This is a genomic window from Micromonospora sp. NPDC049645, assembly GCF_040675155.1.
Classification (GTDB): domain Bacteria; phylum Actinomycetota; class Actinomycetes; order Mycobacteriales; family Micromonosporaceae; genus Micromonospora.
Genome location: NZ_JBFAOI010000005.1, coordinates 303,249 through 323,895, shown reverse-complemented (window position 1 = coordinate 323,895; position 20,647 = coordinate 303,249). Strand labels below are relative to the sequence as shown.

At 73.2% G+C, this 20,647-nt stretch carries 21 protein-coding genes; 4 read left to right on the top strand and 17 right to left on the bottom strand.

The features are described from left to right. Positions 1-67 precede the first annotated feature (67 nt). The 6 genes from AB0J33_RS15100 to AB0J33_RS15075 all read right to left on the bottom strand — a co-directional run bounded on the left by AB0J33_RS15100 (position 68) and on the right by AB0J33_RS15075 (position 5,166). Positions 68-1,306: a beta-ketoacyl-[acyl-carrier-protein] synthase family protein gene (locus AB0J33_RS15100; protein WP_363613764.1), complete on the bottom strand. Its 1,239-nt coding sequence runs from the start codon at positions 1,304-1,306 to the stop codon at positions 68-70. Between the two features lie 61 nt (positions 1,307-1,367). Then, a complete protein-coding gene (locus AB0J33_RS15095) occupies positions 1,368-2,984 on the bottom strand; it encodes a class I adenylate-forming enzyme family protein (RefSeq protein ID WP_363613762.1) in 1,617 nt (538 codons plus the stop codon). Continuing rightward, positions 2,981-3,406 (bottom strand): beta-ketoacyl synthase chain length factor, encoded by a 426-nt coding sequence (locus tag AB0J33_RS15090; protein ID WP_363613760.1) that lies wholly within the window; start codon positions 3,404-3,406, stop codon positions 2,981-2,983. The genes AB0J33_RS15095 and AB0J33_RS15090 overlap by 4 nt, the downstream gene beginning before the upstream one ends. A 146-nt stretch (positions 3,407-3,552) precedes the next feature. Further along, on the bottom strand, positions 3,553-4,662 hold the full coding sequence (locus AB0J33_RS15085) for a beta-ketoacyl synthase N-terminal-like domain-containing protein (protein WP_363613758.1): 1,110 nt from the start codon (positions 4,660-4,662) through the stop codon (positions 3,553-3,555). Next, on the bottom strand, positions 4,655-4,900 hold the full coding sequence (locus AB0J33_RS15080; RefSeq protein ID WP_363613756.1) for an acyl carrier protein: 246 nt from the start codon (positions 4,898-4,900) through the stop codon (positions 4,655-4,657). Before AB0J33_RS15080 ends, AB0J33_RS15085 begins: the two co-directional genes overlap by 8 nt. Further along, the gene (locus AB0J33_RS15075) at positions 4,900-5,166 is read right to left on the bottom strand and encodes an acyl carrier protein (RefSeq protein WP_363613754.1); all 267 of its coding nucleotides are present in this window, start codon (positions 5,164-5,166) and stop codon (positions 4,900-4,902) included. The genes AB0J33_RS15080 and AB0J33_RS15075 overlap by 1 nt, the downstream gene beginning before the upstream one ends. A 15-nt stretch (positions 5,167-5,181) precedes the next feature. Between AB0J33_RS15075 and AB0J33_RS15070 the strand changes: the two genes are divergently transcribed. Beyond that, the gene (locus AB0J33_RS15070) at positions 5,182-5,856 is read left to right on the top strand and encodes a 4'-phosphopantetheinyl transferase superfamily protein (protein WP_363613752.1); all 675 of its coding nucleotides are present in this window, start codon (positions 5,182-5,184) and stop codon (positions 5,854-5,856) included. On the opposite strand, the gene AB0J33_RS15065 is transcribed toward AB0J33_RS15070, so the two are convergent. From AB0J33_RS15065 to AB0J33_RS15015, 11 genes are all read right to left on the bottom strand, one after another. Then, positions 5,784-7,172 (bottom strand): class I adenylate-forming enzyme family protein, encoded by a 1,389-nt coding sequence (locus AB0J33_RS15065; RefSeq protein WP_363613750.1) that lies wholly within the window; start codon positions 7,170-7,172, stop codon positions 5,784-5,786. The genes AB0J33_RS15070 and AB0J33_RS15065 overlap by 73 nt on opposite strands. 405 nt (positions 7,173-7,577) lie before the next feature. Beyond that, positions 7,578-8,405, bottom strand: a complete 828-nt coding sequence (locus AB0J33_RS15060) for a M55 family metallopeptidase (protein WP_363613748.1) — start codon at positions 8,403-8,405, stop codon at positions 7,578-7,580. 242 nt (positions 8,406-8,647) lie between these two features. Continuing rightward, positions 8,648-8,965, bottom strand: coding sequence for an antibiotic biosynthesis monooxygenase family protein (locus AB0J33_RS15055; protein WP_363613746.1), 318 nt, complete (start codon positions 8,963-8,965; stop codon positions 8,648-8,650). Beyond that, positions 8,962-10,218, bottom strand: coding sequence for a beta-ketoacyl synthase N-terminal-like domain-containing protein (locus AB0J33_RS15050; protein ID WP_363613744.1), 1,257 nt, complete (start codon positions 10,216-10,218; stop codon positions 8,962-8,964). The genes AB0J33_RS15055 and AB0J33_RS15050 overlap by 4 nt, the downstream gene beginning before the upstream one ends. A gap of 76 nt (positions 10,219-10,294) precedes the next feature. Continuing rightward, positions 10,295-11,569, bottom strand: a complete 1,275-nt coding sequence (locus AB0J33_RS15045; RefSeq protein ID WP_363613742.1) for a beta-ketoacyl-[acyl-carrier-protein] synthase family protein — start codon at positions 11,567-11,569, stop codon at positions 10,295-10,297. Positions 11,570-11,684: 115 nt separating this feature from the next. Next, positions 11,685-12,089, bottom strand: a complete 405-nt coding sequence (locus AB0J33_RS15040; protein ID WP_363613740.1) for a cupin domain-containing protein — start codon at positions 12,087-12,089, stop codon at positions 11,685-11,687. Then, complete coding sequence (locus tag AB0J33_RS15035) at positions 12,082-12,837, bottom strand: SRPBCC family protein (protein WP_363613738.1); 756 nt, start codon at positions 12,835-12,837, stop codon at positions 12,082-12,084. The genes AB0J33_RS15040 and AB0J33_RS15035 overlap by 8 nt, the downstream gene beginning before the upstream one ends. After that, complete coding sequence (locus AB0J33_RS15030; RefSeq protein ID WP_363613736.1) at positions 12,834-14,264, bottom strand: acetyl-CoA carboxylase biotin carboxylase subunit; 1,431 nt, start codon at positions 14,262-14,264, stop codon at positions 12,834-12,836. The genes AB0J33_RS15035 and AB0J33_RS15030 overlap by 4 nt, the downstream gene beginning before the upstream one ends. Positions 14,265-14,283: 19 nt before the next feature. Then, positions 14,284-14,868 carry a biotin/lipoyl-containing protein gene (locus tag AB0J33_RS15025; RefSeq protein ID WP_363613734.1) on the bottom strand — a complete coding sequence of 195 codons (585 nt, stop codon included), beginning with the start codon at positions 14,866-14,868 and terminating at the stop codon, positions 14,284-14,286. Continuing rightward, the gene (locus AB0J33_RS15020) at positions 14,865-16,619 is read right to left on the bottom strand and encodes an acetyl-CoA carboxylase carboxyltransferase subunit alpha (protein ID WP_363613732.1); all 1,755 of its coding nucleotides are present in this window, start codon (positions 16,617-16,619) and stop codon (positions 14,865-14,867) included. Before AB0J33_RS15020 ends, AB0J33_RS15025 begins: the two co-directional genes overlap by 4 nt. After that, entirely contained in the window at positions 16,616-16,954 is a 339-nt protein-coding gene (locus AB0J33_RS15015; protein WP_363613730.1) for a TcmI family type II polyketide cyclase, read from the bottom strand. The genes AB0J33_RS15020 and AB0J33_RS15015 overlap by 4 nt, the downstream gene beginning before the upstream one ends. 424 nt (positions 16,955-17,378) lie before the next feature. Between AB0J33_RS15015 and AB0J33_RS15010 the strand changes: the two genes are divergently transcribed. From AB0J33_RS15010 to AB0J33_RS15000, 3 genes are all read left to right on the top strand, one after another. Beyond that, the gene (locus AB0J33_RS15010) at positions 17,379-18,176 is read left to right on the top strand and encodes a BTAD domain-containing putative transcriptional regulator (RefSeq protein ID WP_363613728.1); all 798 of its coding nucleotides are present in this window, start codon (positions 17,379-17,381) and stop codon (positions 18,174-18,176) included. A 91-nt stretch (positions 18,177-18,267) separates the two neighbouring features. Continuing rightward, positions 18,268-18,675, top strand: a complete 408-nt coding sequence (locus AB0J33_RS15005) for a TcmI family type II polyketide cyclase (protein WP_363613726.1) — start codon at positions 18,268-18,270, stop codon at positions 18,673-18,675. A 1-nt stretch (position 18,676) separates the two neighbouring features. Further along, positions 18,677-20,026, top strand: coding sequence for an NAD(P)/FAD-dependent oxidoreductase (locus AB0J33_RS15000; protein ID WP_363613724.1), 1,350 nt, complete (start codon positions 18,677-18,679; stop codon positions 20,024-20,026). Positions 20,027-20,647: the final 621 nt, after the last annotated feature.

Genomic DNA, 20,647 nt, shown 5'->3' with positions numbered 1-20,647 from the left:
AAACCCCTTCCCACCCGGTTCCCCCCGTGCTGCCGTCCGGACGCCCCCGTCCGGGATGCCGCGGCGATCACCTCCTCGGCTCGGCGACGCGCGCCAGCAGCAAGCTCACGTTCTGGCCGCCGAACCCGAAGGAGTTGGTCACCGCGTACTCCGGGTCGGCCTTGCGGGGCGTGCCACGGATGTGGTCCGCCGGGCAGGCCGGGTCCGGGTCGTCGAGGTGGTACGTCGGCGGCAGGAGCCCCCGACCGAGCGCCAACGCGGTGGCCGCCGCCTCCAGCACCCCGGAGGCGCCGAGCAGGTGCCCGGTGAGGGCCTTGGTGGAGCTGACCGGCACCCCGCCGACACCGAAGACGTCCGCGAGGGCGGTGGTCTCCGCGATGTCACCGAGCTTCGTGGCGGTGCCGTGCGCGTTGACGTAGCCGACCGCCGCCGCCGGCACGCCGGCGCTGCGCAGGGCGTGGCGGATGCAGGCCGCCGCGCCGGCGCCGTCGGGGCGGGGGGCGGTCGGGTGGTACGCGTCCGTCGTGACTCCGTGGCCGGCCACCTCGGCGTACCCGGCGACGCCGCGCGCCGCGGCGTGCTCGGCGCGTTCGAGCACCAGCAGTGCGGCGCCCTCGGACAGCACGAAACCGCTGCGGGAGGTGTCGAACGGCCGACTCGCCCGACCCGGGTCGGTGCCGGCCCGCGCCAGCGCCCGCGCGTTGCCGAAGGTGTCGGCGAAGGTCGGGAACAGCGGTGCCTCGCTGGCCCCGCAGAGCACCACGTCGACTTCGCCGGTCGCGATGAGCCGGACCCCGTCGGCGATCGCCTGGGCGCCGGAGGCGCAGGCGGTGCCGACCGCCGAGCTGTAGCCGCGGATGCCGTGCGCGATGGCGATGCGCGCCGCCGGCATGTTCGGCAGGATCCCGGTGAGCAGGTACGGGCTGATCGCCGCCCGGCCCCGGGCCGCCCGGGCCAGCACCTGCGACTCCAGGGTGGCCATCCCCCCGACACCACCGACGATCACGCCGATCCGGTCGGGTGCGACGTCGCGGCCCACCTCGATGCCGGCGTCGGCGAGCGCGTCGGCGGCGGCGAGCAGCGCGAGCACGACGATCCGGTCCAGCACCCGGGTCTCCGGGCCGGACGCGACGGTACGCGGGTCGATGTCGGGCAGCAGGCCGGCGACGTCCAGCGACACCCGCGCCGGGTGCCCCTCGGGTGGGCGGGTCAGCCCGGACCGGCCGGTGGTCAGCGCGTCGAAGGTTTCCTCGACGCCCCGCCCGACCGGGGTGAACAGACCCATGCCCGTGATGAGGGCGGTCACGCCGCCGCTCCGCTTCGCTCCGTGGCGACGCCGAGCCGCCTGGTTCGCCCGTTCCGCTCGCTCATGAACTGGCCTCGGTCAGGTAGCGCTCGCGCAGGACCACCTTGCGGACCTTGCCGGTCACGGTGACCGGGATGTCGGCGGAGCGCACCGGCACGACCCGGCGCAGCGTGGCGCCGACGTCCGGGCCCAGCGCGGCACGGACCCGCTCGGTGCGGTCCTCGGCCTCGTCGGCACCGGCGGTCAACTCCAGCAGCACGTCGGTGACCACCCCGCCGGCCTCGGCGACGATCACCACTGTGCAGTCGGTGACGTCCGGGCAGGCGGCGAGGATCCGCTCCTCGGACAGCGCGGTGTAGAAGCGTCGCCCGTCACCGGCGTCGACCGAGTCGACGGCCCGGTCCAGGTGGTAGTAGCGGCCGTCGGCGTCGGCCCGGACCAGGTCGCCGGTGAGGTACCAGCCACGCTGGCGGAAACGGTAGGTGGTGACCGAGTCGTTCCAGTAGCCCCGGAACAGCGACGGCGAGTCGATGCCGAGGAAGCCCACCTCGCCGACCGGCACCGGCGCGCCGTCGGCGTCGAGCACCGCGACCTTGGTGAACCGGTACGGGCGGCCGATGCAGCGGCCGTACCGGTCGGTGTCGGCGCGATGGGTGATGTGGAACATCGAATGCCCCATCTCGCTGGAACCCAGCCCGTCGATGAAGACCGAGCCGGGCACCTTCGCCACCCCGTCGCGGGTGACGGTGTCGTGCCAACCGACGGCGACGAGGCGACGGATGTGCGGCTCGTGCGAGGCGTCGCCGGTGTTGAACCACAGCCGCACCGAGTCCAGGTCGTATCCGGACAGGTCAAAGCGGGCCAGTTCCGCCCAGGTGACGGAGAAACCGAACACCCCGTCCGGACGCCAGCGTTGGATCGCGTCCAGCACCCGCTCGCCGCCCTGCTCGGACAGCAGGAACATCTGCGCGCGGTTGCCCAGCGCCTGGTTGACCATCAGCACCGTGGCGGTGTGCGGGGCGGGCAGCGCGTTGAGGATCCGGGTGGTGCCCTGCGCCTGCGGCATGGTGAGCAGGTGCCGGGTGGCGGCGAACAGGCTGGCGTGCGAGTGCAGCACCGCCTTCGGCACCCCGGTCGTCCCGGAGGTGTGGGTGATCACGATCGGGTCGTCCGGGTGGTGCCGGTGGTGCGCCGGCGCCGCGGTCGGGTCACCCGTGCCGGCCTGCGCGGGGGTGCCGAGCAGCGGTACGCCCAGCTCGTGGCCCGCCAGCAGCGCGGTGTGCGCGTCGTCGGCGAGGACACCGACACCGCGCAGGCGGCGGATGTACTCGGCGGCGATCTCCGGACGGAGTTTGCCGTTCATCAGCGCCGGGATCGCCCCGAGCCGGGCCAGCGCCAGGTAGCTGAGCACCATGTCGGCGGCGGCGGTGGCCCAGACGGCGACCGGGTCGCGGGGGCGTACCCCCTGCTCGTGCAGCCAGGCGGCTCGGGCGGCGACCCGCTCGTCGAGTTGTCCCAGCGTCAGTGGCGTCTCGGCGGGGTGCCCGTCGACGGCAGTGTCGAAGGTCAACCCGGGCCCGCCCGGGTCGGCGCCGTGCGCCAGCACCCGGGCCAGGACGTTGCCCGCCCCCAGCTCGGTGTCGGCGGCCAGGGCGCCGCGCCATCCCCTTGTCCTCATGGTCGTGCTCCTCCCCCCAGCAGCACCGCGACCGCCTCGGTCGGCCTGTCGGGTGCCTGTTCGATCAAAATCAGCAACACCTCGTCGGCGTCGCCGTCGTCGCGCAGCAGGTCGGCCTCGGCGACCCCGTCGGCGTACGGGTCACCGGTCGGGCTGAGGCAGACCACCGGTCCGCGCAGCCCCCAGCGCGCCGCGACGTACCCGGCGACGCTGTTGGGCACGGACTGGAAGAAGAACAGCGGGCCGACCCGCCCGCCGGTCTCGACGCTCGCCCGGACGTACTGGGCGCTGGCGAGGTCACCGCTGGCGCTGACCAGCACGATTCCCGTCCGCACCCCGGCGGGTACCCCCGTCGACCCGTACCGCCGCAGGAGACACCGCTGCGCCACGGCCACCACCACCGGCGCGAAGTCCGAGTGCACGAACCCCGGCACCCCCGGCGCCGCGCCTCCAGGCCACGCAGCCCTCGCCCTCTCCGCCGTCGATCTTGCGGTTTCGGTCGTCGATTCGAGTGGTTGGTCGGGTTCGTCGGGGCAGAAAGTGCAAGATCGCGGGGAGTTGGGGGCGGTCATCCGACGCCGACCAGCAGAGCGGTGTTGGCACCGCCGAAGGCGGCGTTCAGGGTCAGCGCGTGGGTTGCCGTCGTCCTCTGCGGACGGTCCTTGACCACGTTCAGTGGGCAGGACTCGTCAGGGGCCAGCCAGCCGGCGTTGACCGGCAGCTCACCCCGGCGCAGCGCGAGCGCGGTGACCACGAGTTCGAGCAGCCCGGACGCCTCCAGCGCGTGCCCGTGCACCGACTTCGTGGAGCTGACCGGGACACGGCTCGCGTACGCGCCGAGGGCCCGGCCCAGTGCGGCCGCCTCGGCGGCGTCGCTCTGCGCGGTACCGGTGGCGTTGGCGTTGACGTAGCCGACGGCCTGTGGCGGCAGCCCGGCCCGACGCAGCGCGCCGTCCACCGCGCGGGCCAGCCCGGTGCCGCCGGGTTCCGGCTGGCAGGGATGGTACGCGTCGCCGGCCCGCCCCCACCCGGCCACGGTCGCCACCGGATCGACACCCCGTCGTCGGACGGTGCTCGACTCCAGGACCACCGCGGCCACGCCGTCGCCCAGCAGCAACCCCCGGCGGCCTGCGCTGAACGGGCGGACCGCCCCGTCGAGGGCGAGGGCGCGACCGGCGTCGAAGAGCGCGAACTGGTCCGGCTCCACCAGATACCCGGCCGCGACCACCACCCGCCCCAGGTCACCCCGGGTGATCCGGGCGGCGGCGTCGGCCACCGCCGTGCTCGCCGACACGCAGGCGCTGGTGTAGACCCGGGTACGACCCGACAGGCCACATCGGGCGGCGAGCTGACCGGCGAGCGCGGTCGGGGCCGGGCCCGCACCGGGGGCCGGGCCGCCGTGCACGGCGAGCAGCAGGGCGCACTCCGTACGCCGGGCGCGGTCCAGGCCGGCCGCCCGGCAGGCCGCGTCGATCGCGGCGGCCAACTCGTCGGTGAGCGTACCGACGTCGGGCAGGGTGGCCGCCACGGTGACCCGGCGGGCGGCGGTGTCGAACCGGCGCACCGGGCCGAATGCCGGCACACCGGCCAGCACGCCGCCGAGCTGCGCGTCGGCACCCCGCCCCAGGGCGCTGACGGCGTGTACGCCGGTGAGCTGGGCGACGCGCGCCTCAGCCATCTGCGGCGGCGGTCAGTGACGCCCGGAAAACCACCAGGGCGTCGTCGACGGTACGGATGCCTGCCAGTTCGTCGTCGGTGAGGTCGAGCCGACGCTCGTAGCGCTGCTCGACGAGATGCACCAGCCAGGCGAGCTCCATCGAGCCGATCCGGTCGGGCACCTCGGCCGCGGGTTTCGCGGTGAGTTCGGCGAGCATGGTCAGCAGGTCAGCTCGCCCCAGATCGGGCTGACCGCCCATCAGGATCTGTCGCTTGTCGCCTCGGCGACGCGATTGGCGACCATCGTGGTGAACTCGCCGACCGTCATCAGGGCCAGCTGCTCCGACTCGTCGTCGGCGAACGTCAGACCGTAGCGGTCCTCGACCCGGACGGACAGGTCGGCCAGGGCCAGCGACTCCAGGTCGATGCCGGAGGGGCCCAGGGTGGTGTCGTCGTCGAGCCCTTCGACGTCGTAGTTCATGTCGGCGAGCTGCTCGACGACGAAGGCGCGGACCTCGGCTCTCATGGATACCCTCTCTGCGTGGGTCAGCTGACGGCGTCCGGTCGGGACACCGTGCACGTGTGGGTCGACCGGGACACCGGCGGTCAGCCGGATCCGGCCGTGGTGCTGCTGCGACGGGCCGGCGCTCTGCTGCTCGGGCGCGCGGAGACCGCTGTGGTGCTGACGCACGACCGCGACGGACGGCCGTCCGTCCGGGTCGACGAGGTCGAGGTGGCGGTCAGCGTCAGCCGTACCGCCGGGCTGGTGGTGGTCGCCGCCCGACGGGCCGGGGCGGTCGGGGTGGACGTGGAACGGGTCCGGCAGTTGCCGGCGCTCGCGCTGGCCCGCCGCTGGTTCCCGCCCGCCGAGCTGGCCTGGTTGGCCGACCGGCCCGAAGCGGCCCGGGTGGTGGACTTCCTGCGGCTGTGGACCGCGAAGGAGTCGGTCGGTAAGGCGCTCGGGTTGGGGCTGCGCGACGGAGGGCTGCGCCGGCCGATGCCGCCGCCGGGGCTGCCGTTGCGACCGCTGCCCGGTGCCGAGACCCTGCGGGTCGGCCACCCGCCGCTGGGCGGCGGCCTCGTCCTGGCGGTCGCCGCGCGGGCGGGCGGGCCGGTCGACGTCGAGGTGGTGCAGCGGGCCGGTCACGGCGTGACCGCCGAACGCAGCGCGTCGGTCGAGCGGACCAGCTTGCCGGTGGTGGTGCGGGGCAGCTGATCGAGCAGGTGCAGCACCCGGGGCCGCTTGTAGCCGGCCAACCGCTCGGCGAGGAGCTTGTCCAGTGTCTCCTCCGACAGCGGGCCGTCGGGTTGGACGTACGCGGTGATGCCGTCGTCCCAGACCACCACCGCCGCGGCCACCTCGGGCAGCTCGGCGACGGTGGCCTCCACCTCGGTCAGGTCGACCTTCATGCCGCCCACCGAGACTTGTGAGTCGAGTCGACCGCGCACCGTGACCAGGCCGGTGTCCTCGTCGACGGTGCCGGCGTCGCGGGTGTGCAGCCAACCGTCCGCCCAGCGGGTCGGGTCGCTCAGTCCGACGTACGGCGACGCCGGGCAGGAGACCCACAGCTCACCGCCGGACTCCCGGACCTCGATGCCCGGCGCCGGGGCGATCGACGGTCGGTGCGCCCCGTGCAGGTCGGTGCCGATCACCCCGACCTCGGTCATCCCGTACATGTTGCCCAGTGGCACTGCGTACCGGTCGGTGAACGCTCGGGCCACGGCGGCCGACACGAGTTCGCCACCGGTGGTCATCCGCCGCAGCTGCGGCAGCGGACCGGCCGGTCGGGTGGAGGCGAGCAGTCCGATGTGGAACGGGACGCCCAGCACGGTGGCGGGCGACTCGTCGGCGCTGATCGCGGCCAGCACGGCGTCGCCGCTGAGCCGCTGCGGCGGGACCAGCTCGACCCCGGCGTGCAACCCGTAGAGCAGACCGCCGACCAGGCCGAGTACGTGCACCATCGACGGCAGCAGGATGATCCGCTCGCCGGGCAGCGCCACCCCGTCGATCCGGGTGTAGCGGTGCACCTCGGCGACCAGGTCGGCGGCGGTACGGCCGATCACCTTGGACGGGCCGGTGGAGCCGGAGCTGAGCTGGATCACAACGTGGCCGCTGACCGCCGGCCGGTCGGCGTACCGGGTGACGCCCTCGGTGACGTCGACGAAGACCTTCAACGCGCCACCACCGGTATGCAGCGGCGCGACCACCACCTGCGGGGTCAACCGGAGCAGCGCCCGCTCGACCTCGTGGTCGGTGAGCCGGTGGTCGAGCAGGATCGCCTGCCCTCCGGCGCGCCAGGTGGCCAACAGGTTCACCACGTACGCCAGGGAGGGCGGCAGCCGCAGCGCGGCGGCGCCACCGCGGCGCAGTCCGGCGGCGGTGAGGCGGTCCTGCGCGGCGGTGACCAGCCGGTGCAGGGTGGCCCGGTCGACGGGCTCCGGCAGGCGGAGACAAACGTCGGTGGGGTGACCGGCGAACAGGAATTCGTCCACCCATCCGGGGTCTGTCGCCGTAGGATCTTCTGCCGCCACTGCCGTTCACCGCCCAGCATGAAAGAGGGCGAATCCGCCCATCACGTACGCTTGTCGGGGTGCTGCGGGGAACCATACGACGCGCACATGACCATTGCTAGATGCGAATGGATGGATCAAAAGCAGCGGCCAGCCGGATTGCCGACAGCCCGTTCGGCGGACAGGATCGGGCGGCCGATCAGGCAGAGCGTCACCGAGCCATGACGCCTCGTACAACCGTCGCGCGGCCCCAGCCGGACGGCCGATGGCGTCCCGGTCACCGGGTGAGCCCGACGAGCGTGGCCAGTCGCGCCACGCTCGCAGCTACCAGGCCGCTGTGGGCGGTTTCGGCGATGACGGTACGGGCGGCAGGCCGGCAGCGGCCCTCGTCAGGTGCGATGGCGGCGGCGTCGGCCAGGGTGCGCGCTAGCTCGGTTTGATGCTGGCCAGTTGGACGAGCAGTTGAACCAGCCGGTATGCCTCGGCGACGTCGGCGGCATGGAAGGCGACCGTCCGGCCACCGTCGACGCGGGTCACACCTGGCACCAGGGTCGCGAGGTCGACCATGTAGGGGCCGTAGAGGTCGACCTCGACATCCAACGGCCCGGCCATCTTCGCCGGGGATATCGAGGCGCGCCGGGCGATGGCCTCGGCGGCAGCGTGGCGCAGCCGCTCCCGTGCCTCCTGCGGATGTAGGGCCACCGCGGCGGCCTGCCCCAGGGTCTGCTTGACCGCGACGGTGAGCCCCGAGGGCACCAGCGCACTGAACTCCGCGCAGGCGGAGTCGTCCCCGCTCAGCAGTACGACGGGCGCGTCGAGGTGTCCCGCCATGGCCACGTTGAGGCCGATCTCGCCCAGCGACCGTCCGGCCACCCGCACGTCGAGGATGGCGTCACTCATCGTGTGCGCCAGCACAGCGGGCCCGGCACCGGCCCGAGCGTGATAGCCGACGAGCAGAACGGCATCCGTGTGCTCGTCCAGCCCGGCGAGCATTCCCAGCGGGCGGGGTCGGCCGCGCACCAGGTGCGCACGGCGGTCGAGGTCCTCCGGCAGGATGTTCCGAAACGATCCGTGTGCGTCGGCGACCCACACCACCGCATCGGGTTCGGCGTCGAAAACACCGGCGACCGCGGCGTTTGCCTCGGCCGTCAGCAACGCCCGACCGCGCTCGTAGTCGTACCGGCCCGGGTTCGTCTCGGTGGGGTGGACGATCCCCGAGGTGCCTTCCATGTCCACTGAGATCAGAACCCTCACGGCTCCAGAACCTACGCGCTCCTGAGAGTTTGTCGACCCTGTGCCGCCGCGCCGATCTTGCACTTTCGGCAGTTGAAACGCCCGACTTGCCCCCTATGCCGCGACAGAAACTGCAAGATCGCGGAGAGAGGGCTGTCGATCATGAAGTTGTGGTGCCTGATTTCGTCCTGATAGGAGACATTTTGTCGCCCACCACAACTCCATGATCGACGGGGTGGAAGCAGCGGGCGATCCTGACGCCGTCAGGTCAGCGCCGGTGTCTGGGCGTGGATGTGGAAGCGCAGCGAACGGGCGTCGGTGAAGCACTCCCGCATCGGGCGCACCAGTTCGCGGTGCTCCGGGCTGCGCTCCCAGTCCTCGAAGGCGGCCAGGCTGGCCCACTCACTGGTGATCAACCACTGTTCCGGGTCGGTCGACGACCGGCACACCTGGTCGACGAGGTGCCCCGGCACCCCACCGGCGACCAGGTGCCGCACCTGCTCGTACGCGGCGAGGAACTGCTCGGTGCGCGGCACCGGCACCCGCACCAGAAAAACCACCCGGGCCCGCTGCTCGTTCATGACGCCTCTCCCCTCATCGGCGCTGCCCCGCGCAGGACCAGCGCGCTGTTGAACCCGTCGAAGCCCCGCGCACAGACCAACGCGAGCCGGCTGCGCGGTCGGCGGTGCTCGCGCAGGAAGTCCAGCTCGCAACCCTCGGCCACCTGATCCGGTCCCGCCGACGCGGGCAACGTGTCGTGCGCGAAGGCGAGCAGGGCGGTGGCCACGTCCAACGCCGAGCCGCCCTGGTACGCCCGGCCGGTCAGCGGTTTCTGCGTGGTCACCGGGGGCGGCCGGTCGGCGAACACGGCCCGCAACGCCTCGGCCTCGCTGCGGTCGTAACGGGCCACCCCCAGCGCGTCGGGCAGCACCACGTCGATCCCGGCCGCCGCGACGCCCGCCCGGTCCAGGGCCAGCCGCATCGCCCGCGCGTACTGGGCCGGGTCACCGGCGCTGTCCTCGGTGGTGTGCGCGGCGTCGTGGGTGGAACCCCACCCACTCACCTCGCCGTAGACCCGGGCGCCCCGGGCCAGGGCGTGCCCCAACTCCTCGACCACGAACACCGCTCCGCCCTCGGCCGGCAGGTAGCCGCTGGCTGTCGCGTCGAACGGCCGGTACGCCCGCTCCGGGTCGGCGACGTCGCTGAGCAACCCCGAGCGCAGCTGGCAGGCGAGCGCGTACGGGCTCAACGGGCACTCGGTGGCCCCGGCGATCACCACCGGCGTGCCCCGGCGCACCGCGCGGGCGGCGTGCGCCAGGCTGTCCAACCCGCCGGCCGACTCCGCGACCAGCACCCCGCTCGGGCCCTTGAACTGGTGGTGGATGGAGAGCTGCCCGACACTGGCCGCGTAGAACCAGGCGATCGACTGGTACGCCCCCACCGTGCGCGACGAGCCGCCCCACAGGCGTTGCAGCTCCCGCTGACCGAACAGGTTGCCCCCGGACGAGCTGGCCAGGGTCATCGCGTAGCCGTACGGGTCGGGAGCCCGCTCGGGCAGGCCGGCGTCGGCCAACGCCAGCCGGGTGGCCGCGAAGCCGAGGTGGGTCCACCTGTCGGTCTGCACCAACTGCCGACTGTCCGCGTACGAGTCGGCGGTGAAGCCGGACACCTCCCCGCCGAAGCGGGTCGGATAGCCGGACGGGTCGAACAACGTGATCGGCCCGGTCCGGCGGGTGCCGTCGAGGACCGTGCGCCAGTGCGCGTCCGCGCCGATGCCGCTCGGCGCGACCACCCCGATGCCGGTCACCACGGCGCGAGCGACCGCGGCGCTCACGCCAGCACTCCGCTTCGCTGCGCGCCGCCGCGAGACGCCACGCAGGTGTGCCCGATGGCTCGCTCGCTACGCCCGCTCACGCCGGCACCGCGCCGAGCATCCGGCGGAAGACCATCGCCGACTGGAACCCACCGAACCCGCTGCCCACCGAGAGGGCCACGTCCACCGGGACCTCCCGCGCCTCGTTGGGTACGTAGTCCAGGTCGCACTCCGGATCCCGGGTGCTCCAGTTCGCCGTCGGCGGCACCACACCGAACTCGATGGCCAGGGCGCACGCGGCCATCTCGATCGACCCGATCGCCCCGAGCGAGTGCCCGACCATCGACTTGATCGAGCTGATCGGCACCCGGTACGCGGCCTGGCCCAACGCCCGCTTGAACGCGGCGGTCTCGTGCCGGTCGTTCTGCCGGGTGCCCGAGCCGTGCGCGCTGATGTAGGAGACCTGCTCGGGCAGGATCCGGCCCTGCCGGAGCGCGTCGGTGACGGCCAGGCCCATCTCCAGACCGTCCGGACGCAGCCCGGTCATGTGGTAGCCGTTGCTGCGGCTGGCGTAGCCGGCCACCTCGCAGTAGATGTGCGCCCCACGCCGCCGGGCGTGCCCGGCCTCCTCCAGCACCAGCACCGCCGCGCCCTCGGCCAGCACGAACCCGTGCCGGTCGGCGTCGAACGGGCGGGAGGCGTGCGCAGGGTCGTCGTTGTCCGGGCTGGTCGCCTTGATCGCGTCGAACGACGCGACCGTGACCGGCGAGATCGGCGAGTCGGACGCGCCGGCCAGCATCACGTCCGCCTCACCGTCGACGATCATCTGGTGGGCGTACCCGATGGCGTCGATGCCGGAGGTACAGCCGGTGGAGACGACCTGCGCCGGGCCGTGCCACCCGTGCCGGCACGCCACGTCCGCCGCGAGGCTGCTGGGCACCAGCGCCTGATAGAGGTACGGGCCACCGCGTGCCCCGTCGACCAGCCAGCGCCGGCCGTGCTCGCTCACCGTGACGTACTCCTGCTCCAACGCCATCGTGCCGCCCACCGCCGTGCCCAACACCACCCCGGCCCGGTCCCGCTCGGCGTCGGTGAGCACCAACTGGGCGTCGGCGACCGCCTCGGCGGAGCAGGCCAGCGCGAACTGCACGTACCGGTCGGCCCGCCGCAGCTCGGCCTCGGTGAGCCCCGCCGCGACCGGATCGAAGTCGCACTCCGCCGCGATCTGCGACCGGAACGCCGACGGGTCGAAGAAACTGATCCGCCGGGTGGCGGTCCTGCCCTCGGTGATGGTCTTCCAGAAGCGGTCCCGGCTGGCGCCACCCGGGGCGACCACCCCAATCCCGGTCACCACCGTGCGGCGCCCGGTCATCGCGCCACCCCTGTTCGCGAATGCGGGGCTCGCAAACCCGGCTCACTCCTCGCGCTCATGACGCCACCGACAATTCGCGACTGCGGGGCTCGCAAACCCGGCTCACTCCTCGCGCTCATGAGGTGCCCCGCTGTTCGACCAGCTCGGTGTCGACGTGCCCCAACTCGGGCCGGGGGGCGAGCGGACCCAGATGGAAGACCACCTCGGCCGGTTCGACGCCGGTGTTGCGCAGGCGGTGCCGGACGTTGACCGGTACGAACAGCCCCTCGCCGGTGGCCAGGAGCGTCGGCTGGTCGTCCAGGTCGACGGTGATCGTGCCCCGCACGAGGTACAGGAACTCCTCGCTGTACGGGTGGTAGTGCTCGGCGATCCGTTCGCCGGGCGCGAGCGCGGCCACCCCGAGGAAGCCTGAGGTGCTGCCGACGGTGCGGGGACCGAGCAGCACCCGCAGCTCACCGCCGCGACGGCGGTCGGCGGGTACGTCCCGGGCGGCGATCGGGCGGGTGCTCAGGTCACTCATCGTCGGCCTCCGTCGGCTCGTGGCTGGTCGTCGGGCCGCCCTGGTCGGCGCGCTGCCAGGCGATCCGCTCCACCCGGTCCTTGATCACGGCGAGTTGGATGACGCTGTTGGTGTTGATCCGCTCGGTCATCGCGGCGTTGTCGACCGGCGCGGTCGGTTTCATCGCGAAGTCCTGCGTCCAGGTCATCCGGGTGCCACCGGCCTCCTCGGTGTAGCGCCAGTGGATCCGCATGTACTCGAACGGCCCCGTCTCCACCCGGTGCGCCCGCACCTGCCGGCTCACCGGGTCGGCGGTGCGCTCGCTGACCCAGCTCCAGGTCACCCCGTTCTCGTCCGGGTGCATGGTGAGCCGGAACCGCACCGTGTGCCCCTCGCGGTGCAGGATGTCCACCACGGCGTACTCGGTGAACAGTTCGGTCCAGTTCGCCACGTCGTTGGTGACCTCCCAGACCAGCCCCAGCGGCGCGTCGATGACCACGCTGTTCTCGGTGTGTCCGGGCGGGTCGGTGCGGCGGGCGACCAGGTCGGCCACCGCAGGGATGCTCAACTGCGCGGCCTGCTCGGGGATGCTCACCTGCCAGCGGTCGGCGACGACCGCGGAGAGTTCCAGCAGGGCGAGCGAGTCCATTCCCAACTCCTCCAGCGACGCGGCGGGCGCCCGGGCCGCGGCGTCGGCGTCCAGTCCGCAGTGCGCCACCAGGATGTCGGTGATCTCGGCGGTCATCGGGCGACCATCAGTGACGGTCATCGGGTCCTCCTGTGGGTTGCGTCGGGCTCCGCGGCGGGCGCGGTGCGCGGTGCGGGGGTGGGCGTCGCCGGCCGCGCGGGCGCGGCGAGCAGACGGTCGACCAGGCCGGTGGTGTAGCGGCCCTTGCGGAAGGCCGCGTCGTCGAGCACCCGTCGGACGAACGGAATGGTGGTCCGCACGCCGGGACCGGCGACGTCGAACTCGTCCAGGGCACGTTCCAGCCGGTTGAGGGCCAGCTCCCGGTCCGGCGCCCAGACGATCACCTTCGCGAGCAGCGAGTCGTACCAGGGGCCGACCAGGTAACCGGCGCTGGCGTGGGTGTCCACCCGGGTGAACGGGCCGCCGGGCGGGGTGAAACGGTCCAGCCGGCCGGGAGTGGGGGCGAAGTTCCGCTCCGGATCCTCGGTGTTCACGCGGCACTCCACCGCGACGCCGTGCAGTCGGATCTCCTCCTGCCGCCAGCGCAGCGGCACCCCGGCGGCGATGTGCAGCTGCTCGTGCACCAGGTCGATCCCGGTGACCATCTCGGTGACCGGATGCTCCACCTGGATCCGGCAGTTGATCTCCAGGAAGTGGAACTTCTCCTCGGCGTCGACCAGGAACTCCAACGTGCCGGCGCCGACGAAACCGACCTGGAGCGCACCCCGCAGGGCCGTCTCGGCGATGGTGTCGAGGACGGTGGCGGGCAGCGCCGGGGCGGGCGCCTCCTCGACCAGCTTCTGGTGCCGGCGCTGCACCGAGCAGTCCCGGGTGCCCAGGTGCACCCCGTTTCCGTGCGCGTCGCAGAGCACCTGCACCTCGACGTGTCGCGCCTCGGTGAGGTAGCGCTCGACGTACACCCGGTCGTCGCCGAAGGCGGCCTGCGCGGCGGCCCGGGTTCGGGCGTACGCCCGGCGCAGCTCTCCCGGGGTGCGCACCACTGTCATTCCCCGGCCCCCACCTCCGGCGGCGGCCTTCACGATCACCGGGTAGCCGACGGTCTCGGCCACCTCGGCCGCCGCCGCGGCGGTCGGCACCGGCGCGACGCTGCCCGGTGACAGCGGCAGGCCGGCGCGGCTCATCAGTGCCCGGGCCGAGGACTTGTCGGCCAGCGCGGCCATCACGGTCGGCGGCGGGCCGATGAAGGTCAGCCCGTTGTCGGCGCAGATCTCGGCGAAGTCGGCGTCCTCGGAGAGGAACCCGTAGCCGGGGTGCACCGCCTGCGCCCCCACCTGCCGGGCCGCCTCCACGATGGCGGCGGCGTTGAGGTAGCTGCGCCGACTCGACGCGGGTCCGATCCGGACGGCCTGGTCGGCGAGGCGGACCACCGCCGAGTCGGCGTCCGCGGCGGAGTAGACGACCGCCGTTCGCACGCCAAGCTCCTTGCAGGCGCGTAGCACCCGCAACGCGATCTCACCCCGGTTGGCGATCAGCACGGTCTCGAACATGGTCAACCACCCCGCGCCGTCACGCCGGGTCCAGCTCGACGAGCGGCTGGTCGTACTCGACCGGCTGGCCGTCCTCGACGAGGATCGCGGCCACCCGCCCGGCGCGGTCGGCGGTCACCTCGTTCATCAGCTTCATCGCCTCGACGATGGCTACCGGCTGGCCCGGGCGGACCAGGTCGCCCACCGCGACGAACGGCCGCGCGCCGGGCTCCGGCGCCCGGTAGAAGGTGCCGACGATCGGCGCCCGCACCGCGACGCGCCCCGGCACCGGCGGCCGGATCACCGCCGGCGGTGTGTCGGACGCCGCCACGCCCGCCGACGCGGCCAACCCCGGCGACGCCGCCACGCCCGCCGACGCGGCCACGCCCGGCGACGCGGCCACGCCCGGCGGGGGCGGCGCATCGGGCCGGGTGGGGTCGTCGGGGTGCCACTCGACCTCCAGCACGGCCGGGCCGCTGCGCAGCCGGATCCGACGGACCGGCCCGGCCAGCTCGGCGATCAGGTGCTGCGCCTGCCGGCGCAGCCCGGCCAGCGCCTCCTCGCCGCCCACCCCGACGTCGTCGGACGCCTGCACGGTCGTCACCGCCGCGTCCCCGGCGGTCATCGCTGGACCGCCTTGACGCCCGCCCGGGTGGCGCCGAAGCGCCGGAAGCGTTGCCGGCGCAGCCGGACCAGCATGGCGGGGGGCACCTCCAGCAGCGGCAGCAGGTTGGCCAGGAGGGCGGCGCGCAACCGGTGGGCGGTCTCGGCCGGGTCGTCGTGCGCGGCGGTCGGCGGCTCCGACACCACCTCGTCGACCACGCCGAGTCGGCACAGGTCGGGCGCGGTCAGCCGCAACGCGCGGGCGGCCTGCGGCGCCGCCGACCGGTCCGGCCAGAGGATCGCCGCGCACCCCTCGGGGCTGATCACCGAGTAGACGGCGTTCTCCAGCATCAGCACCCGGTCGGCAACCGCCAGCGCCAACGCTCCGCCGCTGCCGCCCTCTCCGGTGATCACCGCGAGCACGGGGGTGGGCAGCACGGTGAGGGTGAGGATGTTCTCGGCGATCGCGGCAGCCTGGCCCTGCTCCTCGGCGCTCACCCCGGGGTCGGCGCCGGGAGTGTCCACGAGGGTGACCACGGGCAACCCGAGCCGGGCGGCGAGGCGCATCAGCCGCAGCGCCTTGCGGTGCCCGGCCGGGCTGGCCATGCCGAAGTTGCGGGCGACCAGCTCGGCGGTGGTGTGCCCCTTCTGGTGGCCGATGACCATCACGTGCCGGCCGGCCAGCCGCGCGACCCCACCCACGATGGCCGGGCAATCCGCGCCGAGCCGGTCGCCGTGCAGCTCCACGAACCCGTCGAAGACCGAGTCGAGGTAGTCCAGTGTGGTGGGTCGGCCGGGGTGCCGCGCCATCCGGACGGTGTCCCACGCGTCGCGTACCGCCGGGGTGTCGCCCGCGCCCGGGACGGACGCCGCGGCGGCGTCCGTGTGTGCCAGGGTCGCAGGGTCGTCGGTGAGGCGCTCGCGGCGCGGCGTCGGCTCCTGCCGGGGTACGGGCGGACGCGCCGGACGACCGGCGCGGGTCGCGGCGAGCAGCGCCGCCAGCCGTCCGCGCAGCGAGCGGCGCTGCACCACCATGTCGACCTGCCCGTGTCGGAGCAGGAAGTCGGCCGTCTGGAAGCCCTCCGGCAGGGCCCGGCCGGTGATCTGGCGGATCACCCGGGGGCCGGCGAAGCCCATCCGCGCGCCGCTCTCGGCGAGCACCAGGTCGGTGTTGGTGGCGAACGAGGCGGCCACCCCGCCGTAGGTCGGGTCGGTGAGGACGCTCACCGTGAGCAGCCCCGCCTCGCGCAGCGCGGCGATGGCCTGGCTGACGGTGGCCATCTGCATCAGCGACAACGCGCCCTCCTGCATCCGTGCGCCACCGGAGGCGGTGATCAGGATGAGTGGGGTGCGGTCGTCCAGCGCCCGTTCGGCCGCCCGGGTGATCAGCTCGCCCACCGCGCAGCCCAGGCTGCCGCCGAGGAAGCGGAAGTCCATCACCGCCAACGCGACCGGGTGGCCGCCGATGGTGGCCGTGGCGCAGACGACCGCCTCGGACAGGCCGGTGCTGGCCCGCGCGCCGGTGAGCCGGTACGGGTACGGCAGCACGTCGACGAACTCGATCGGATCGGTCTGCGGCAGCCGGTCGGGCAGGGGGCGCAACGAACCCGGATCGACGAGTTGGCGCAGGCGCTCCGGCGCGCCGAGTCGGGCATGCTCCCCGCACTCGGGGCAGACGTCGAGGTTGCGGCGCAACCGTTTGCGGTAGAGCAGGCTGGCGCAGCCCGCGCATCGGGACCAGAGCTGCTCCTCGCGTGGCGCGGTGGCCGTCACGGCCGCCGCCCGGTGCCCGGGGCGTCGAACCGGTAGAAGCACCGTGCCATCGCGTCACGCGGCGAACGCCAGGTCGACAGGTACGGCGAGACGTACGGGCGGAGCCGGTCGCTGACCCGGATGAACTCCGGGTGGTCGCGAGCGGCCTCCACCGCGCCCTCCGCCGGCTGCGCGGTCTCGAGCAGGTGCACATAGAGGTCGTGCAGTCGGTACAGCGAGCGGTGCCGGACGCCGACCAGGCGCGGCAGCTCCGTCGCGTCCGACTCGGCGAAGATCTCGGCGACCCGCTCCTCGGCGGTCGGATCCACCTTCGCGACGATCAGCGATCGGTCCATACTGGGCCTCCCCCCACGGCGTCCGGCCGGCGACGGGTGGCCCCCGGACGCACTGGACGACTGCCGCCACGATGCGCCGATCCTCGTCACCACGGCGTCACCGTGCCGGACCGGTCAAGGACGCCTGACGGTGACGCTGCGTTGACGCAACCTGTGTATCAGCTATGCGTCCGGTGTACGTCACCCGGCAATGTTTCAGCAGTTCAGAACCGATCTCAGGTTGACTGTCGGCAATAGAAGGTGCACGCAAACGTTGACTGAACGTGACTGCGATTGATAATCTTCACCATGGTCCGCCCGGCGGCCTCGGGGGCAGGGCCGCGCCCGGCCGCGCCGTGATCGGTGGGGTCGACAGTGGCGTCACGGGCAACCTGTCCAAGACACAGCAGACAGTCGGGACGAGCGTTCCGCAGGGGGTGCCGCCGTGGCCGCTGAGCCGTCCGTGCCGACCGCCGGCGATCCGCCCGAGGAGGGCGTCTCACTCCACCTGCTCGGTGGCTTCCGACTGCTCCGCGACGCCGTGCCGGTCGTGGTGCCGCGCGGGCTGCAACGCGTGATCGCGCTGATCGGGCTGCGCCCCGGCGCCACCCGCAGCCAGCTCGCCGGGCTGCTCTGGCCCGACGCCTCCGAGGAGCGGGCGCTCTCCTCACTACGCACCGCCCTGTGGCGGCTGCGCCAGGACCCGTGCTGCCCGATGACCGTGGCCAGCGACACGGTACGTCTCGGCCCGACGGTCCGGCTCGACGTCGACGACCTGGTCGGCACCGCGGCCCGGGTCCGCGACGGTGACGACCCTCGCACCGCGGCCGGGGCGCTCGCCGCCGGACGGCACGACCTCCTCCCCGGCTGGTACGACGACTGGGTCCTACTGGACCGGGAGCGCCTGCGCCAACTACGCCTGCACATGCTCGAACAGGTGGCTGGGCACCACCTGGCCGCGGGACGCCACGGCGAGGCCCTCGAAGCCGCCCTGGAGGCGATGGCCGCCGAGCCGTTACGGGAGACGCCACACCGGCTGGTGGTCCGCATCCACCTGGCCGAGGGCAACGCCTTCGAAGCCGTGCACGCCTTCTACGTCTACCGGGACCTGCTGCGCCGCGAGCTTCGGCTGGAGCCGAGCCCCGCCATGAGCGCCCTGCTCGACGACACCCTCGCCCCGATCCGCCAGGCCAGTCGCGAGGCCCACACCAACCGCCCGTCACCGGCCGGTCGGCGTACGTGACGGTGACGTGACAGGCCCTGCGGCACGGTGAGCGCACGAGCACGTGGCACCGGCCCCGGGGGTCGGGCACGCCACCGGCGGAAGGGGCCCCATGAGTCGTCTACTGATCGTCAGCCGGATCATCCCGGGAGCGGAAGGGCGAGTCGCGCAGATATTCGCCGAATCCGACGCCACCGAACTGCCCGGCCTGACCGGCGTCACGCACCGATCCCTGTACTGCCTGCACGACCTGTGCGTCCACCTGATGGAAACCTCGGACGTCGACCCGGACGCGCTCGCGGCGGCCCGCAACCACCCGCTCTTCCAGCAGGTCAACGAGCGGCTCTCCGCGCACACGTCGCCGTACCTGCCGACCTGGCGCTCTCCCCGGGACGCGATCGCCGGCTGCTTCTACCGGTGGGACAGCACCGACGCGCCCACGGCGCGCCCAACCGGCACCGACGCGCCCGCGCCGCGTCCGGCCGGCACCGAGGCACCCGCCGCGCACCCGGCCGGCTGAGATGTCCGCCGCGGCACCGCACGTCCTGATCATCGGCGCGGGCACGGGCGGGTTGTGCCTGGCACACGGCCTGCGCCGCGCCGGGATCAGCGTCGCCGTCTACGAACGGCATCGCGACCGCGCCGAGGGGCTGCTCGGCTACCGGGTCGGCATCGGCCCGACCGGTAGCCGGGCGCTGCGGGAGTGCCTGCCTCCGGAGTTGTTCGCCACCTTCCTGGCCACCTGCGCCCGACCGCCGCACTACTTCAACGTGGTCACCCAGGGGCTGCGGCAGACCGCGTCGTTCGCGCTCCGGCCGACCGCCGACCCGGTACGCACCGAACACTCGGTGGCCCGGATGGTGCTGCGCCAGGTCCTGTTGACCGGCCTGGAGGACGTGGTGCACTTCGACAGGACCTTCATCCGGTACGAGCAGCGCGACGACGGCACCGTCACCGCGCACTTCGCCAACGGCACCAGCGCCACCGGCGACCTGTTGGTGGCCGCGGACGGCACCCATTCCGCCGTACGACGCCAGTACCTGCCGCACGCCGTCACCCGCGACGCCGGGACGATCAACATCGCGACCCGGATTCCGCTGACCCCGCACACCCGCGGCCTCATTCCGGAGCGGGTCCAGCAGGGCATCTCGCTGATCTTCGGTGTCGGCGGGATGATGGGGGTGCTGCACGTGATGGAGTTCAAGTGGGACACCGAGCGGAAGGTCAAGCCGGGCGTCAACGCCACCGACGCCGCGCTGCTGCGCGACTGGCCGGGTCTGGCGCACGACACCACCACCGACAACATCAACCTGATCATCTGGAGCGCGGCCCGCCGGTTCCCGGCCGACATCATGCAGCGCCGTGGCGACGACCTGGTGCGGGTCGCCCTGGAGCTCACCTCGAACTGGCACCCGCACCTACGCGAGTTGCTCGCCCACGCGGACCCGGCCAGCGCCCTGCCGATCAATGTGTCCACGTCCGAACCGGTGCCACCCTGGAAGAGCAGCACCGTCACCATGCTCGGCGACGCCATCCACACCATGACCCCCGGTCGCGGTGTGGGCGCGAACACGGCGCTGCGCGACGCCCGGCTGCTCTGCGAGCAGCTCACCCGCGCCGCCGCCGGCGACAAGACGCTGCTTCAGGCGGTCGCCGACTACGAGGCCCTGATGGCGCCGTACGGCTTCGCGCGGGTCGCCGAATCGTTGAACCGCAGCGGAACCAGCGGCGACGACCGGATGTACCGGCCGGTGGTGGGCCGACTCGCGCTGCTCGGCGCCCGCGGCTACTTCGGAGTGACCAGCCGGGTACCACGGCTGCGTCGCCGGTTCGTCGACGACTTCCACACCTACGAGGGTGACCGGGACTGAACCGGGCATCGACCCGACCCGGGCTCGGCGTTCTCCGCCGGGCCCGGGTCTCGTCGTACGGGGGCTTCGCGGGGAATCGCGCGACGCTGTGTCACCTGGTCGGCACCCGCTGAGGTGGCCGACCCGCCCGCACCGGCCTCGGTGGATCCTCTCTGTCGTCGGCAACACGCGTGTGCAAAGCTGCGGCGAGTTTTTCTCGTGACTTCTTCAACGAGCTGAGAGGGAGGTTCGCCGTGGCGTGGTCTATCGGACACTCGCTGATAGTGGTACTGGCACTGTTGCTGGGCCTGGCCGCCGGGTGGCTGCTACGCGGCCGGCGGGGCGTGCAGGGCAAGTCGATAGTGGATGGTGACCCCGTCGCCGGCCTGGCCGTGATCTCCACGCCAACACCGGCTGCCACCACCGACGAGGCCCAGCCCACGGCCGCGATCGACCCGGCGCCCACCGCCGTCGCTGACGAGCCGGTGCCGGTCGACACGGTCAGCGCGCCGGCCGCGATAACCAACCCGGACGGCCCCGCACCGGCGCCCGTACCGGCGGACGACGCCCCGAGCGCCGCCGACCCGGCGGACATGGCGCTGACCGAGGAGCCGCCGCCCGCACCGGTCGCCGAGCAGTCCG

Bases quoted from the DNA above. Each gene is read 5' to 3' on its own strand.
- AB0J33_RS15005 (WP_363613726.1), top strand. From the start codon at position 18,268: ATGAGTCGTCTACTGATCGTCAGCCGGATCATCCCGGGAGCGGAAGGG.
- AB0J33_RS15085 (WP_363613758.1), bottom strand. From the start codon at position 4,662: ATGGCTGAGGCGCGCGTCGCCCAGCTCACCGGCGTACACGCCGTCAGC.
- AB0J33_RS15000 (WP_363613724.1), top strand. From the start codon at position 18,677: ATGTCCGCCGCGGCACCGCACGTCCTGATCATCGGCGCGGGCACGGGC.
- AB0J33_RS15075 (WP_363613754.1), bottom strand. From the start codon at position 5,166: ATGAGAGCCGAGGTCCGCGCCTTCGTCGTCGAGCAGCTCGCCGACATG.
- AB0J33_RS15080 (WP_363613756.1), bottom strand. From the start codon at position 4,900: ATGGGCGGTCAGCCCGATCTGGGGCGAGCTGACCTGCTGACCATGCTC.
- AB0J33_RS15040 (WP_363613740.1), bottom strand. From the start codon at position 12,089: ATGAGTGACCTGAGCACCCGCCCGATCGCCGCCCGGGACGTACCCGCC.
- AB0J33_RS15030 (WP_363613736.1), bottom strand. From the start codon at position 14,264: ATGTTCGAGACCGTGCTGATCGCCAACCGGGGTGAGATCGCGTTGCGG.
- AB0J33_RS15035 (WP_363613738.1), bottom strand. From the start codon at position 12,837: ATGACCGTCACTGATGGTCGCCCGATGACCGCCGAGATCACCGACATC.
- AB0J33_RS15015 (WP_363613730.1), bottom strand. From the start codon at position 16,954: ATGGACCGATCGCTGATCGTCGCGAAGGTGGATCCGACCGCCGAGGAG.
- AB0J33_RS15025 (WP_363613734.1), bottom strand. From the start codon at position 14,868: ATGACCGCCGGGGACGCGGCGGTGACGACCGTGCAGGCGTCCGACGAC.
- AB0J33_RS15055 (WP_363613746.1), bottom strand. From the start codon at position 8,965: ATGAACGAGCAGCGGGCCCGGGTGGTTTTTCTGGTGCGGGTGCCGGTG.
- AB0J33_RS15095 (WP_363613762.1), bottom strand. From the start codon at position 2,984: ATGAGGACAAGGGGATGGCGCGGCGCCCTGGCCGCCGACACCGAGCTG.
- AB0J33_RS15045 (WP_363613742.1), bottom strand. From the start codon at position 11,569: ATGACCGGGCGCCGCACGGTGGTGACCGGGATTGGGGTGGTCGCCCCG.